The sequence below is a fragment of the Kribbella deserti genome, from assembly GCF_042434725.1.
GTDB classification, from domain to species: domain Bacteria; phylum Actinomycetota; class Actinomycetes; order Propionibacteriales; family Kribbellaceae; genus Kribbella; species Kribbella deserti.
Genome location: NZ_JBHLTC010000006.1, coordinates 70,618 through 84,169, shown reverse-complemented (window position 1 = coordinate 84,169; position 13,552 = coordinate 70,618). Strand labels below are relative to the sequence as shown.

The 13,552-nt window shown below is 66.9% G+C and carries 12 protein-coding genes and 1 pseudogene; 6 read left to right on the top strand and 7 right to left on the bottom strand.

The window, feature by feature from the left end; all coding sequences use genetic code 11:
- Window positions 1–23 precede the first annotated feature (23 nt).
- From ACFFGN_RS05815 to ACFFGN_RS05800, 4 genes are all read right to left on the bottom strand, one after another.
- Window positions 24–1,013, bottom strand: a complete 990-nt coding sequence (locus ACFFGN_RS05815) for a carbohydrate ABC transporter permease (protein WP_380044275.1) — start codon at window positions 1,011–1,013, stop codon at window positions 24–26.
- 12 nt (window positions 1,014–1,025) lie between these two features.
- On the bottom strand, window positions 1,026–1,943 hold the full coding sequence (locus ACFFGN_RS05810; protein ID WP_380044274.1) for a carbohydrate ABC transporter permease: 918 nt from the start codon (window positions 1,941–1,943) through the stop codon (window positions 1,026–1,028).
- A complete protein-coding gene (locus ACFFGN_RS05805) occupies window positions 1,943–3,319 on the bottom strand; it encodes an ABC transporter substrate-binding protein (protein ID WP_380044273.1) in 1,377 nt (458 codons plus the stop codon). The genes ACFFGN_RS05810 and ACFFGN_RS05805 overlap by 1 nt, the downstream gene beginning before the upstream one ends.
- Before the next feature lie 195 nt (window positions 3,320–3,514).
- Window positions 3,515–4,516 carry a LacI family DNA-binding transcriptional regulator gene (locus ACFFGN_RS05800; protein ID WP_380044272.1) on the bottom strand — a complete coding sequence of 334 codons (1,002 nt, stop codon included), beginning with the start codon at window positions 4,514–4,516 and terminating at the stop codon, window positions 3,515–3,517.
- A gap of 205 nt (window positions 4,517–4,721) precedes the next feature.
- On the opposite strand from ACFFGN_RS05800, the gene ACFFGN_RS05795 reads away from it, so the two are divergent.
- On the top strand, window positions 4,722–5,942 hold the full coding sequence (locus ACFFGN_RS05795; RefSeq protein WP_380044271.1) for a DUF4032 domain-containing protein: 1,221 nt from the start codon (window positions 4,722–4,724) through the stop codon (window positions 5,940–5,942).
- A 65-nt stretch (window positions 5,943–6,007) separates the two neighbouring features.
- On the opposite strand, the pseudogene ACFFGN_RS05790 reads toward ACFFGN_RS05795, so the two are convergent.
- Window positions 6,008–6,238 (bottom strand): annotated as a pseudogene (locus tag ACFFGN_RS05790) (type II toxin-antitoxin system Phd/YefM family antitoxin); the annotation flags it as partial.
- On the opposite strand from ACFFGN_RS05790, the gene ACFFGN_RS05785 reads away from it, so the two are divergent.
- On the top strand, window positions 6,180–6,689 hold the full coding sequence (locus ACFFGN_RS05785) for a SigE family RNA polymerase sigma factor (protein ID WP_380044270.1): 510 nt from the start codon (window positions 6,180–6,182) through the stop codon (window positions 6,687–6,689). The pseudogene ACFFGN_RS05790 and the gene ACFFGN_RS05785 overlap by 59 nt on opposite strands.
- The gene (locus ACFFGN_RS05780; RefSeq protein WP_380044269.1) at window positions 6,686–7,765 is read left to right on the top strand and encodes a hypothetical protein; all 1,080 of its coding nucleotides are present in this window, start codon (window positions 6,686–6,688) and stop codon (window positions 7,763–7,765) included. Before ACFFGN_RS05785 ends, ACFFGN_RS05780 begins: the two co-directional genes overlap by 4 nt.
- Before the next feature lie 48 nt (window positions 7,766–7,813).
- On the opposite strand, the gene ACFFGN_RS05775 is transcribed toward ACFFGN_RS05780, so the two are convergent.
- Window positions 7,814–8,575: a 3-hydroxyacyl-CoA dehydrogenase gene (locus tag ACFFGN_RS05775; RefSeq protein WP_380044268.1), complete on the bottom strand. Its 762-nt coding sequence runs from the start codon at window positions 8,573–8,575 to the stop codon at window positions 7,814–7,816.
- On the bottom strand, window positions 8,572–9,723 hold the full coding sequence (locus tag ACFFGN_RS05770; protein ID WP_380044267.1) for an acyl-CoA dehydrogenase family protein: 1,152 nt from the start codon (window positions 9,721–9,723) through the stop codon (window positions 8,572–8,574). Before ACFFGN_RS05770 ends, ACFFGN_RS05775 begins: the two co-directional genes overlap by 4 nt.
- Before the next feature lie 82 nt (window positions 9,724–9,805).
- Between ACFFGN_RS05770 and ACFFGN_RS05765 the strand changes: the two genes are divergently transcribed.
- The 3 genes from ACFFGN_RS05765 (at window position 9,806) to ACFFGN_RS05755 (ending at window position 13,369) form a co-directional block, all read left to right on the top strand.
- Window positions 9,806–10,390, top strand: coding sequence for a TetR/AcrR family transcriptional regulator (locus ACFFGN_RS05765; protein ID WP_380044266.1), 585 nt, complete (start codon window positions 9,806–9,808; stop codon window positions 10,388–10,390).
- Between the two features lie 339 nt (window positions 10,391–10,729).
- Window positions 10,730–11,614, top strand: a complete 885-nt coding sequence (locus ACFFGN_RS05760) for a S1 family peptidase (RefSeq protein WP_380044265.1) — start codon at window positions 10,730–10,732, stop codon at window positions 11,612–11,614.
- A 90-nt stretch (window positions 11,615–11,704) separates the two neighbouring features.
- Window positions 11,705–13,369 carry a DUF7800 domain-containing protein gene (locus ACFFGN_RS05755; protein WP_380044264.1) on the top strand — a complete coding sequence of 555 codons (1,665 nt, stop codon included), beginning with the start codon at window positions 11,705–11,707 and terminating at the stop codon, window positions 13,367–13,369.
- Window positions 13,370–13,552 lie beyond the last annotated feature (183 nt).

Below are 13,552 nucleotides of genomic sequence, written 5' to 3'. Positions count from 1 at the left end.
GCTCCTTAGAGGTTGGTTGGGGATCAGCCCTTGAGGCTGCCGGCGGTGAGACCCGCCATGATGCTGCGCTGGAACACGAAGAAAACAAGGATGGTCGGGATACTCGCGATCACCAGGGACGCGATCAGCACGTTCTGCGGCAGCTGCGCGGACAGCGAGGCGATACCGATACTGATCGACATCTTCTCGGTCTCCGGCAACACCAGCAGCGGCCAGACGAAGTCCTTCCAGGCGGTCACCACCGACAGGATCGACACCACGCCGAGAATCGGCCGGGATACCGGCAGCACGATCGACCAGAGAATTCGCATCGGCGACGCGCCATCGATCTCGGCGGCCTCCAGCAGTTCACGCGGAATCGAGTCGAAGAACCGCTTCAGCAAGAAGATGAAGAACCCGTTCGCTGCCGCGGGCAACCAAATCGCCCATGGCGTGTTCAGCAGGTCCCAGCCGAAGATCGGTACGTCCTTGGCCACCAGGTACGTCGGCAACAGCAGCACCATCGGCGGAATCATCAACGTGGCCAGCATCAACGCCAAAATCGGCTTGCCGAACATCGGCCGGAGCTTGGACAGCGCGTACGCCGCGGTCACGTCGACCGCCAACGTGAACAGCCACGCGCCACCGGCGTACACCGCGGTGTTGCGCAGGAACAACCCGAGCTCGAGCTGCTCCCAGGCATCGGCGTACACCCCGAAGTCGATGGACATCGGGAAGAAGCTGGGCGGGATCTGGGCCAGCTCCTCCGGTGTCTTCATCGCCCCGGTCACCATCCAGTACAACGGGAAAACGAAAACCAGGGTGAAGCCGGTGATCACGACCACCAGCACGGTCCAGTAGATCAACCGGCCGTGCCAGGTCAGCAGTGACATCGGCGAGACCAGGCTGCGGGTCTCCGCGGAGAACGCGCGATCCCGCCGGCGCTTCGCTCTGGTACGACGCGCAGGCTCGGGTTCGGCCGTTTCGGGCAGGGGTACGGCCGCGGGCGGGCCGGGTTGCAGTGTGACGGACATGGCTCGCTTCCCCTAGCTCTGGTTGTCCCGCGAGACCCGCAGGTAGACGGCCGAGAACACCATCAGCACGAGCATCAGCATCAGGCCGAGCGCACCACCGGCGCCGAAGTCCCCGAAGTTGAACGCGTACTGGTACATCAGGTAAGCCACGGTCACGGTCGCGTTCTCGGGCCCCCCGCCGGTCAGCAGGTACGGCTCGATGAACACCTGCATGGTCGCGACGACCTGGAGCAGCAACATCACCAGCAGGATCAACTTGGTCTGCGGCACGGTGACGTGCCAGACGCGGCGGATCAACCCGGCGCCGTCCAGCTCGGCCGATTCGTACAGCTCGCCCGGGATGCTCTGTAAGGCGGCCAGATAGATCAGCGTGCCCGTGCCCATGTTCATCCAGGTGGACACGATCACCAGCGAGATCAACGCCGTGTCGGTCGAGTCGAGCCAGCCGAGCGCGGGCAGGTGCGCGAACCCGAGTACCTGGTTGAACAACCCGGCGCCCGGATCGTAGAACCACTTGAACAGCAGTACGCCGACCGCCGGGGGCAACATCACCGGCAGATAGACGACAAATCGTAAGTAGGCCTTCGCGTGGCGCAACTCGTTCAGCACGATCGCCGCCACGAACGGCACCACGTATCCACAGAGCAAGGCCAATCCGGTGAAGGCCGCGGTGTTCACCCAGGCGGCCCTGAACGCGGAGTCGGCAAAAACCGTGCGGAAGTTCTCGAAGCCCACCCACGTCGGTGGATCGACGAAGTTGGTCTGCTGGAACGACAGCAGGAACTCCCGGACCATCGGATACCAGGAGAAGAAGGCGAAACAGATCAGCGCGCCGCAGAGGAACCCGTACGCCGTGAGGTTCCGTCCGACCGCCCGGCGCGCCACCCCAGGGGAGCGGCGCGCCGGCGGTTTCGCGGTCAAAGTGGCCATCAGCTCAACTTGTCGAGAACCTTGTTCGCCTTGGATTCGGCATCGGCGAGCAGCTTGTCGATGTCCGCGTCCTGGCGGGTGAGCACGGCCGACATCGCCACGTCGAGAATCGCGTACAGCTCCTGGGCCTTCGGCGGCTCCAGCTTGCTGACCACGTTGGCGTTGCCCTCGACGTACGGCGTGAAGTGCTCGACCGGGATCGTCGCGTGCTTCTTGCGCAGGGCGGCGATCTCGTTACCGGGCGCGGTCTTGCCGTACAGGTCCGGGATCGGCAGGCCGACCGGACGGCCCTGGGCCTTGGCCCGCTCGTAGTTGAATTGGCCCTTGCCCGGCGTCAGCTCGTGGAACTCCAGCCAGAGCAGGCCCGCCCGGATCTTCTCCGGGGTGGCCTTGGCGTTGAACATGTAGCCGTCGCCGCCACTGAGGGAGAACTTGCCGTCGGACTCGGGCAGCGCGGTCACGCCGTAGTCCTCGAACTTGCCCTGGAAGTCGTTGTTCACCGTCTGTACGACGTCCGGCGCGCCGATCATCATGCCGAGCTTGCCGGCGCCCATCATGCGCATCAGGTCCTCCCACTGCAGGAGTTGCTTGGTGCCCATGCTGTTGTCGTTCCAGCGCATCTGCTTGAGGTTCTCCAATACGGCCTTGCCTTCAGGGCTGTTGAAGGCGGCCGTCTTACCGTCGGAGCTGACCATCTCGCCGCCGCGGCCGTACAGCGATGCCGCGAAGTGCCAGCCCCCGGTGTTACCCGCGCTGTATTCACCGAAGCCGACGTAACCACTGCCGAGGCCCGCGATCTTCTTGGCGGCCGCGTGCACCTCGGCCCACGTCTTCGGCGGCTCGTTCGGGTCGAGGCCCGCCTGGGTGAAAAGCTTGCGGTTGTAGACCAGGCCGGTGGAGTAGTTGCTGCGCGGCAGGCCGTACGTCTTGTCGCCGTCCTGGAAGACGCTCAGTACGTCGGGCCGCAGATCCTTGAGGCCCTTCACCTGGCCGACGTACTCGCTGATGTCCGCGGCCTGCTTGTTCGCCACGATCTTCTGCACGTCGGTGTAGTAGACGTAGAAGACGTCCTCCACCGAGCCGCCGGCCAGCTTCGCCTGGAACGTGTCCGGGTTGATGCAGGGAAAGGCGTCCTTGCTCTCGATCGTGATGTTCGGGTGCAGCTTCTTGAACTCCGCGACGTCGGCGTCCCAGGCCTCGCGCTCCTTGGCGTTCGACTTCGGCGGCTGGCAGCCGACGGTGATCGTCACCGGCGCGTTCGGATCCGCGGAGCCCTGCGCCTCGTTCTTACCGTCCGACCCGCAGGCGGAGGCCGTCAGGCCGAGTCCCGCCACCAGCAACAGGCCCACTGTCCTGCGGTAGCCCGATCTCCTCATCGATCTGCCCTTCCTTACGTCCGCCATTGGGCGACTGCCCGCCCCTGATGTGCAGCACACCGTAGGCAACTCGACCGGAATAGCGCAATACTTCGATGGTGAGTTGCAAAAACGTGACTAGAGACAGGAAGTGACTGGGCAAACAAAAAGGGTGGAGCAGGCTGGCGCCTACTCCACCCCGGTGTGACCGGGCGATTACTCGCCGCGCGGATTCATCCTCGCGGTCGAGGCGCGAACCACCAGTTCGGGCTCGAAGAGCAACTCGTCCGCCGGTACGACGGCCTTCTCGATCCGGGCCACCAGCAGATCCACGGCGGCCCGGCCCATCGCGTCGATCGGCTGGCGGACCGTGGTCAAGGGTGGATCGGTGGCGTTCATCATCGCGGAGTCGTCGTACCCGATGACGGAGACGTCCTCCGGCACCCGCAGGCCGGCCCGGCGGACCGCGCGGATCACGCCGAGCGCGAGGATGTCGCTCGCGCAGACGATGCCAGTGACACCCTTGCGGATCAGCCGGGCCGCCGCCGCATGACCGCCCTCCAGCGAGAACATGGTGTGCTCGATGAGGTCCGCGTCGGCCTCGGGACTGGCCATGAACGTGTCGAGTTTGCGCCGCGACGGGATGTGGTCGCGCGGGCCGAGCACCATGCCGATCTTGCTGTGACCGAGCGCGCGCAGGTGGCCGATCGCCATCTCCGCGGCGACCACGTCGTCCGACGAGACCTGCGGGAAACCGAGGTGCTCGACCGCCGCGTTGACGAGGACGCACGGGAGCTTGCGCTCCAGGATCAGCTCGTAGTGCTCGTGCGGCGCGTCGGCCTGGGCGTAGAAACCACCGGCGAACACAACGCCCGACACCTGCTGTTGCAGCAGCAGATCCACGTAGTCGGCCTCGGAGACGCCGCCGACGGTTCGGGTGCACAGCAGTGAGGTGAAACCCTGCTGCGCGAGAGCGCCGCCGACCACTTCGGCGAACGCGGGAAAGATCGGGTTCTGCAGTTCGGGCAGCACCAGGCCGACCAGACGGGCGCGATCGCCGCGCAGCTGCGTGGGCCGCTCGTACCCGAGCACATCCAGCGCCGTCAGCACCGCCTCGCGGGTCGCGTCGGAGACACCGGGCTTACCGTTCAGCACCCGGCTCACCGTCGCCTCGGAGACGCCGACCTTCTTCGCCACCTCTGCAAGCCGTCTAGTCATACCGCAAACAGTACGCCACATAACGCAAGAACTTGCACCCACTTGCGCTTTCCTCCGCTTCTTTGCGTTTGTCGGTCCGACCCCGCCCTCTCCTGCGCGCTGAGCTGCCCAGGCCCGCAGTTGGGGAGGCCCGACGAACGCAAAGAGAATGGCCAGAAGCTGAGCGAACAGCCTTTCCGGCGGCGGGAGCTGCGAGACTGGGCGCGTGCCTCGATTCGTCGCCACCCGCCCTGATACCGGCCTGCTCTCGTTCCCGTGGGACGTACCGCTGGAGGACTGGCCCGAGGATCGCCTGGTCGCGCTGCCGCGGGGTATCTCCCGGCACGTCGTCCGGTTCGTTCGCGTCGGCACCCAGGTGTACGCCGTGAAGGAGGTGCTGGAGCATCTCGCGATGCACGAGTACCGCCTGCTGCGCGACCTGGAACGCCTCGACGCGCCCTCGGTCGAACCAGTCGGCGTCATCACCGACCGGGTGGACCGCAATGGCGAACCGCTCGACTCGATCCTGGTCACGAAGCACCTGCAGTTCTCCCTGCCGTACCGCGCCTTGTTCTCCAGCACGTTGCGCCCGGACACGGTCAACCGGCTGATCGACGCGCTCGTCGCGCTGATCGTGCGGATGCACCTGAACGGCTTCTTCTGGGGCGACTGCTCGCTGTCGAACACGTTGTTCCGCCGCGACGCGGGCGCCTTCGCGGCGTACCTGGTGGACGCCGAAACCGGCGAGCTGCACCAGGACATCTCCGACGGCCAGCGTGCGCACGACCTCTACACCGCCGAGATCAACCTGTTCGGCGAGCTGTCCGACCTGGAGGCCGGTGGTCTGCTCGACGAGTCGATCGACCCGATGCAGACGATCCAGTCGATCAACGACCGGTACGAGGCGCTCTGGTCGGAGCTGACCGCGCCCGAGGAGTTCCACACCGACGAGCTGCATCGCCTCGACTCACGGATCCGCCGGCTGAACGAGCTCGGCTTCGACGTCGCCGAGATCGACATCATCACCGACTGGGACGGCAGCCAGGTCCGGATCCAGCCCAAGGTCGTCGACGCCGGTCACCACAGTCGCCGCCTGCTCCGGCTCACCGGTCTGGACGTCGAGGAGAACCAGGCCCGCCGGCTGCTCAACGACCTCGACTCGTTCGCCGCGTCGACCGACCAGCAGGGCGAGGACGAGGAGATCGTCGCGCACCAGTGGCTGACCGAGGTGTTCGAACCGGTCGTCCGCTCGGTCCCGCGCGACCTGAACCGCAAGCTCGAACCGGCCGAGGTGTTCCACGAGGTGCTCGAACACCGCTGGTTCCTGTCCGAACAAGCCGGCCGCGAGGTCGACACGATGAAGGCTGCCCGCTCGTACGTCGACGAAGTGCTCAGCGCCAAACCCGACGAAAAGCTGGCCCTCCCCACCTCCCCCACCGAGGACTGAAACCTCAGCCCATATAACCAGGACTCGCCACCGGCAGCCTCGCGCATTGGCGACGGCTTGATCGGCACCAGCCTGGCGATGGCTACGCCCCGTTCGGTGATTTCGATCTCCTCGCCGTCTTTGACGCGCGCGAGCACAGCAGCCGCGTCCTTGCCGGTGTGGGGGTGCGGGGCATCTTTTGGGGTTGGTGCAACGTCTGGGGGGTGAGTGACGTGTTCTGGGCATGGAGGTGGGGAAATGGAAGCGGACGAGGTGCCGCGGTTCGAGGTGTGGGTGCGGGAGCGGGGGGCCGCCATGCTGAGGTTCGGGTATCTGGTCACCCGGGATCAGGGCCGCGCCGAGGAGGCCGTGCAGGACGCGTTGGTCGCGGCGTATCCGCGCTGGTCCCGGATCTGCCGCGCGGGTGATCCAGAGGCTTATGTACGGCGTTCGATCGTGAACGCCGATATCTCTGGCTGGCGGCGATTCCGGCGACGAGAGACGCCAGTGGCGGACGCACCCGCGCCCAAGTACGACCAGCCTGATCACGCGGGTGACGTCGCCGAACAGGACGCCGTCTGGGCGTTGTGCGCGACTTTGCCGAAACGGCAGCGCGCAGCCGTCGTACTGCGTTACTACGAAGGCCTTCCGGACGCGGCCATCGCCGAGATCCTCGGCTGCACCGCCGGAACGGTCCGATCCCAGATTTCCCGCGCGTTGGCCACGCTCCGTACCAGGTTGAGCGTCGCCGAGGAGGTCCAGACATGAGCAAGTACGAAGACCCGACCGAAACCCTGCTCGAGCGAAGCCTGCACAACCAGGCGGTCAACGCCCCTGGCGACGACTTCCTGCTGGACCGGGTGCAGCACCGGGTGAAGGCCCGTCGCAATACCAGGGCCGTGCTGGCCGGAGCGATCGCCTGTGGCGCGACCATCGCCGCCGTGGCCGCGTTCATCCCGTCCCTCAACGACCCCGCAACACCTGCCGCGAACGGCACGCCTCTTGTTGCCAGCGAGGGCATCCCGGACTGGCGCTGGGAGTCGTACGGCGGCATCGAGGTCCAAGTCCCCGCCACGTGGGGCTATGGCCCCGGCGTGGACTATCCGGCATGCCTGATCAAGTCGAAGCAGCAGCCACACGTGGCCAGGCCGGGGATTGTGCCAGCGATCGCCTGCCCCGGCCCCGTGGACCTGCGCTATCGGGCCGACTCGCTTACCTTCGGAGCCTTCGGGCGCAAGGCAGGACTGCAGCCGATCGACAACGGCTGGGCTGAAGAGAGCAGAGTTGTTGCCGGCACCACGGTCACCGTCTTCAGTACTGACGCCGCGCTCCGAGAGCGGATCCTCGCCTCCGCCCAGCCGATCGAAGGCACTGACCAGCAGGGCTGCGCGGTCGACCACCCGCTCACGAAAAACCCGGCACTCCGTCCGAGCGCCACCGGTGGTCTTGCCTCGATCGGCGCGGCCGAATCAATCAGCGTCTGCCGCTACGCGGTCCGGAGGGACAGCCCGATCAAGCACCCCCTGCTCGCCAGCTCGAAGCTCGGCGCGGAGCAGGCAGCGGCGGCGGTCGCGTCGATTGTGGCGGCCCCGGCCGGAACCGGGCCGGACACACCCGGCTCGTGTATGTACAAGTACGGCGAAGAAGCGGTAGTGCTCACCGTCCGCGGCGACGCCGGGACGCAGCAGGTGTACGTCAGGTACGCGGGCTGCGAGCATAACGGCTTCGACGACGGCGCCACCCGATGGAAGCTGACGAAGGAAAACGTGCCACTCGTCCTGGCCATGCCGAATCGGCCGTCCAGTGCGACCTCTGCGGTCGGCGAACTGCTCTGGCCACGCTGATCGACTGCCACCACAACGCGCTCTGGGGAGGCGCGTTGTGGTGGTGGGTCAGCGTGGGGGCATGCGGAGGGCGCCGTCGAGGCGGATGACCTCGCCGTTCAGCAGCTGGTTGGCGGCGATGTGCTCGACCAGGGCGGCGAACTCGTCCGGGCGGCCGAGGCGCGAGGGATACGGGATCTGGGCCGCGAGGGCTTCGCGGACCTCTTCGGGGAAGCCCGCCAGCATCGGCGTCTCCATCGTGCCCGGGGCGATCGTGACCACCCGGATCGCCTTGTCCGCAAGGTCACGCGCGGCGGTCAGGGTGAGGCCGACGATGCCGCCCTTGCTGGCCGCATACGCCGCCTGGCCGACCTGGCCGTCGTACGCCGCGATCGAGGCGGTCATCACCACGACACCACGGTCACCGTCTTCGGCCGGTTCCAGCGCGGCCATGCGCTCGGCCGCGAGACGCAGCACGTTGAACGTGCCGATCAGGTTGACCTCGATCACCTGGCGAAAGCTTGCCAACGGCAACGGACCCTTGCGGCCGATGACCCGGCCCGGCGTACCGATACCGGCGCAGGTGACAACCAGCCGCAGCGGTCCGTCGGCCTGATCGAGGGCCGCACTGACGGCGGCCTCGTCGGTCACGTCGGTCGGTACGAACACCACGCGATCGCCCAGCTCGTCCGCGAGGGCCTTGCCCGCGGACGAGGGCAGATCGCAGATCACGACGCCCAGTCCCGCGGCGGCGAGTCGCCGTACGGTCGCCTCACCGAGACCAGAGCCACCGCCGGTGACCAGGGCGACATCGGACGGGCTGAACTTCATCGAGCACTCCTCAACAGGTCGCGGCTGATCACCAGTCGCTGGATCTGGTTGGTTCCTTCGAAGATCTGGGTCACCTTCGCCTCACGCATGTACCGCTCGGCGGGGAAGTCCCGGGTGTAACCGTAGCCACCGAGCACCTGCACGGCGTCGGTGGTGACCTTCATCGCGGCGTCGGTGCAGACCAGCTTGGCGATCGCGGCCTGCTGGGTGAACGGCCGGCCGAGGTCACGCCGCCGGGCCGCGGTCAGGTACGTCGACCGGGCCGACTCCACCGCGGCGGCCATATCCGCGAGCAGGAACTGCATGCCCTGGAAGTCCGAAATAGCCTGGCCGAACTGCTTGCGCTCCTGGCTGTACGACGCGGCGGTGGCGAGCGCGGCCTGGGCCAGTCCGGTCGCGCACGCGGCGATGCCGAGGCGGCCGGAATCCAAAGCGGACAAGGCGATGCGCATGCCGTTGCCCTCAGCACCGATCAGGTTCTCCGCCGGAATTCGCACGCCGTCGAAGTTGACCAGGGTGGTGGTTGAACCGGTCAGGCCCATCTTGCGCTCAGGCGCTCCGAACGAGAGGCCTTCGCTCGAGGCCGGCACGTGGAAGGCGGAGATGCCGTGCTTCGGGTCCGCCGAGGTGCGCGCGAAGGTGGTGTAGAAGTCGGCGTGCGAGCCGTGCGTGATCCACGACTTCGTACCGGTCAGCAGATACGAATCGCCGTCGCGGACCGCCTTGGTCGTCATCGCGCTGATGTCGGACCCGGCCTGCGGCTCGGACAACGCGTAGGCTCCGAGCAGTTCGCCGCCGATCATGTCCGGCAGCAGCCGCGTCTTCTGCTCGTCGGTGCCGAACTTCGACAGCGCGTAACAGGTCATGGTGTGCACCGAGAGCCCGACGCCGACCGACATCCACGCCGCGGCGATCTCCTCCAGCATCTGCAGGTAGACCTCATACGGCTGGGCGGCGCCGCCGTACTGCTCGTCATACGGCAGGCCGAGCAGGCCGGCCTTACCCAAGGTGCGGAACGCCTCCCGGGGGAACCGCTCCGCCTCTTCCGCCTGGGCGGCGTGCGGAGCCAGCTCGTGCTCGCACAGCTCCCTGACCAGCGCAAGCAGCTCTTCGGACTCCTCGGTGGGCAACAAACGATCGACGTTCATCTCGGCACCTTCCTCCCTGCCGCGATGATACTGCAAACAGTACTGTCGGCCATACTTCAGTATCGTTCTATGCTGTCTCGATATGACAACGGTCGTACCAGGACGGCGTACCCGGAGGCAGTCCGAACTGCTTGACCGGCTGCTGTCGCTATTCCTCGCCCAGGGCTTCAGCCGGTTCACCCTGGATGACCTCGCCGCCGAGCTCCGCTGCAGCAAGACCACGCTGTACGCGCTCGCTCCGAGCAAGGAGCAACTCGCGGTCGAGGTGGTCAAGCACTACTTCAAGAACGCGACCGCGGAGGTCGAGGCGACCGTCGCCCGGCAGACCCGGCACGACCGGCGCATCGCGGCGTATCTGAACGCCGTCGCGGACGCGTTGCGGCCCGCCAGCCGGATCTTTCTGGACGACGTATCGACGTTCGCGCCGGCCCGTTCGGTGTACGAGCGCAACACCCGGATCGCCGCCGACCGGGTGCGCGCGCTGATCGAGGACGGCATCAACAGCAACGCCTTCCGCCCGGTCGACATCAACTTCGCCGCCGAGATGATCGCCCACACCATGCAGGCCATCCAGCGCGGCGACATCGCCCGCCGAACCGGCCTCAACGACGCCGAGGCCTACCGCGAACTGGCCTCCTTCGTCCTCCACTCCCTCCGCACCGACTAACAGTGATCAGGCGAGTGCACCTCCCCCACTTGCCCGAGTCTCCCCACCCACACCCCTGCTCGTCCATCCACCGCCCGCGCCGCCGCACGTCTATCCACCCTCCCGGTTATCGCCGGTGGGCCTCCATAGGAGCGTCCACCCGACCTGCGCGACGGGCACCACTCCACACAGATCGAAGTTGAGATGGGACTGCAACTGAAGCGTGCGGGTTTTCCCTCGTTGTTGGAGGTAAGGTTCGCCAACTCTTGTGTGCGGAGTGGAGTGGTGGGGTAACACTGAGTTGCAACGGTGTCAGTCCGGCAGGTCCGCCCGGCTCTGCCGCATCGTGAGGAGCTCACCGTGAAACTCCGTTCCGTCCACCGCATCACCTCGATCCTGGCCGCCGCCGGCCTTGTCGCCGGCGCCACCTTGACCTCAGGTCCGGCCACCGCCAGCCCCGCCGCGCCGGTTCAGCCGGCCGCCATCACCGCCGCCCTCGCCGAAGAGGCCAGCATTCCGGGTACCGCCTGGATGACCGGTCCCGACGGCCGGGTGATCGTCTCGTACGACAGCACCGTGACCGGCGCCAAGTTCGCCGCGCTCACCGCCGTCACCAAGCGGTTCGCCGACCGCGTCACCCTGGAGAAGCTGCCCGGTGTGCTCAGCAAGCACATCAACGGTGGCTCCGCGATCTACGGCGGTGGCGCCCGCTGTTCGCTCGGGTTCAACGTCCGCAGCGGCACCACCTACTACTTCCTGACCGCCGGCCACTGCGGCAACATCGCCTCAACCTGGTACGCGAACTCGTCCCGGACCCAGATCCTCGGCAACGTCACCGGCTCGAGCTTCCCGGGTAACGACTACGCGATCGTGAAGTACTCGAGCAACTTCACCGGGACCCACCCGGGCAGCGTCAACCTCTACAACGGCTCCAACCAGGACATCACCACGGCCGCCGAGGCGTACGTCGGTGAGCCGGTCCGGCGCAGCGGCAGCACGACCGGATTGCGCAGCGGCTCGGTCACCGGTCTGAACGCGACGGTCAACTACGCCGAAGGCACCGTCACGGGCCTGATCCGGACCAACGTCTGCGCCGAAGGCGGCGACTCCGGTGGCGCGCTCTTCGACGGCACCCGGGCCCTCGGGCTCACCTCGGGCGGCAGCGGCAACTGCAGCGTCGGCGGCACCACGTTCTACCAGCCGGTCATCGAGGTCCTCAACCGATACGGCGTCAACGTCTACTGACGCCTGCTGAACGGCGGCCCGGCGCGGGGACATTCCGCGCCGGGCCTTGTCGCGCTATCCGGAGTTGAGGCGGCTCTGTAGCGTTCGGGCATGGAAGGCCTTCTGCTGGGACCACTGCTGCGGTTCGTCGACGAGCGGTGCGCGACGGTTTGGGTGGAGACCGCGCGACCTTGCGAGGTAGAGATCCTCGGCCATCGGGCGAACACCTGGTCGGTCCATGGCCATCACTACGCCCTCGTCCTGATCGAAGGCCTGGCCCCGGCGACCGAAACGGCGTACGAGGTGCGGCTGGACGGCGAGCTGGTCTGGCCACTTCCGGACAATCCCTACGGGCCGAGCGTGATCCGTACGCCCGCACTCGAGGAGAACTTCCGGCTGACGTTCGGGTCGTGCCGCCGGTCGGCGCCGTTCGACGAGCAGGCCTACAAGCAGTTCGGGCCGGATGCACTGGTGGCCCTGGCCGAGCGGATGGCGGCGGAGCCGGAGCACGCGCACTGGCCGGACGCGCTGCTGCTACTCGGTGACCAGGTGTACGCCGATCTGCCCAGCGACGCCGTACTTGGACGGCTCCGCCAGGCTCACGGCGGTCGGCCCGGTTCCGAGGTCCAGGACGAGATCGGGAACTTCGAGGAGTACACCTGGCTGTACGACGACGCGTGGACGTATCCGCCGGTGCGCTGGCTCTTCTCGACTGTGCCGTTGTGCATGCTGCTCGATGACCACGATCTGCGCGATGACTGGAACACCTCGCTGACCTGGCGCCGCCGGGTGACGTCACAGCCCTGGTGGCACGACCGGGTCGTCGGCGCCTACGCGTCGTACTGGGTCTATCAGCACCTGGGCAACCTCAGCCCGGACCAGCTGGTGAAGGACCCGACGTATCAGGCGATGCTGTCGATCGGTGACGACCAGGAGCGTACGGCGTACCTGGACGCCTTCGCCGCCGAGGCGGACGCGGATCCGGCCTCGACCCGCTGGAGCTTCTACCGCGACTTCGGCGCGCGGAGCCGGGGCGTTCGGCTGATGGCGGTCGATTCCCGGTGCTCGCGGCATCTCGAACCGGACCAGCGGGCGATGGTCGACGCGCATGAGTGGGAGTGGGTCCGGCGGCACACGGTCGACGCAACCCAGCCGATCCACCATCTACTGCTGGCCTCGACCCTGCCGTTCCTGCTGCCGCCCGGGCTGCACCACCTGGAGGGCTGGGACGAGGCGATCTCGTCCGGTGCCTGGGGCAACAAGTTCACCAAACTGGGCGAGAAACTCAGGCAGGGCGTGGATCTGGAGCACTGGGCGTCGTTTCGCAGGTCCTTTGATGACGTGACGGACCTGCTCGCGGACCTGGTGCGCGCACCGGAGCCGCCGACCACCATCCTGATGCTGTCGGGCGACGTGCACTGCAGCTATTTGGCCACCGCCGAGCTGCGCGACGCCGACCACCCGGGTACGGCGATCCGGCAGCTGACGATGTCGCCGTTCCGCAATCCGGTCGGCAAGCACATCCAGCTGGCCATCCGGCGGCTCGACGGCCGCGGGCTGACCTTCCTGCTCAAGGCGCTGGCCCGGTCGGCCGGCGTCGGCGAGGTGGCGGCGTCGTGGCGGACCACCGACGGGCCGTGGTTCGACAACGGGGTGATGACGGTGGTTATTTCCGGTGACGACGCGGAGATCGAGGTCGCGCACGCCGAATTGTCCGGAAATCAGCAGGTACTGAAACGCACGCTTCATTCTTCGCTGCCGAACTCCGGCCCGTAGCCGGGTATTGACTTTACGCATTCGCCCCGCATAATCGGTGATGCGGCCAATTCTTTATGGCCCAGGGGGAATCACTGAGTCGGTAATGCCGTGCCACGCCTGTGTCATGGCGTTTTAGTGCTGCCCCCGACACCGCCCATCGAGGGGATCAGCCTCTCGAGTGACGAATTCCGGGGGGAATTC